The sequence below is a fragment of the Burkholderia sp. AU4i genome (assembly GCF_000466765.1).
Lineage (GTDB): Bacteria > Pseudomonadota > Gammaproteobacteria > Burkholderiales > Burkholderiaceae > Burkholderia > Burkholderia cepacia.
In genome coordinates this window covers 1-927 of sequence record NZ_ASSI01000453.1, presented here as the reverse complement: position 1 = coordinate 927, position 927 = coordinate 1, and the positions used below count along the sequence as shown (strand labels likewise).

The 927-nt window shown below is 65.7% G+C and carries 1 protein-coding gene; it reads left to right on the top strand.

Annotated features, from left to right (window positions below; all coding sequences use genetic code 11):
- Positions 1–537 precede the first annotated feature (537 nt).
- Positions 538–927, top strand: a 390-nt coding sequence (locus L810_RS43440) for a MarR family winged helix-turn-helix transcriptional regulator (protein ID WP_042978496.1), incomplete at its 3' end; no start/stop codon positions are given.

Sequence of the window (927 nt, the reverse complement as noted above, 5' to 3'; positions counted from 1 at the left end):
GGTGACTGGAGTTCAGACGTGTGCTCTTCCGATCTGATCTCGCGATGTGGCCGCCGACGTTCGAATGCCGGCCGGCACGCAGCACCATCACCATCGCGTTCCAGCGAATCATCGCGTTGAGGCGCCGTTCGAGCGCGAGATCGCCCGGATAGGCCGGCTGCCGTTCGCGCGGCACCGTGTTCACGTACGCGGTCGTCACGCGGCCGTGCAGGTCGCCGTGGCGCGCCGCGTCGAGGTCGGAAAGCCGGTCGATCAGGTAATGCGCGCGCGGGCGGCCTTCGAGCGCGATCACGGATTCGAGCGCATCGAGCCATTCGCGGGTTTCCTGCGGGTCGATGTCGGGTAGCGCGAGAGGTGCGGTCATGCAATGTCTCCAGAAGCATAAGGCTGCGCGGGGCGGCGGTCGTGGCGCCGTATCGCGCGACGGGACGCCCGTCGATCGGCGGGCAGATGATTGCAATTGCAATCGTATGGCGGCAATTGTTATCGAGGTAAAATTTAATTGCAACTGCAATTCAATGAGAGGAACGACCTGACATGAGCGCACCCGAACCCGATCTGTGGTTCTCGTTCGTCCGCGCGCACCGGACGATGATTCGCGAAATCGAGCGCCGCCTCGCGGCTGCCGGCCTGCCGGCGTATGCGTGGTACGACGCGTTGTGGGGGCTCGAGAGCGGGCCCGACGGCACGCGCCGGATGCACGAGCTGGCCGACGTGCTCGCGATCGAGCGTTACAACCTCACGCGGCTGGTCGACCGGCTCGAACAGGAAGGGCTCGTCACGCGCGCCCGTTCGGCGGACGACGGCCGCGCCGCGTACGCGAGCATCACCGACAAGGGGCGCACGCTGCGCAAGAAGATGTGGAAGGTGTACCAGTCGACGGTCGCGGAACTCTTCCTCGATCAGTTCGGCGGCAAGGAGCAGGCG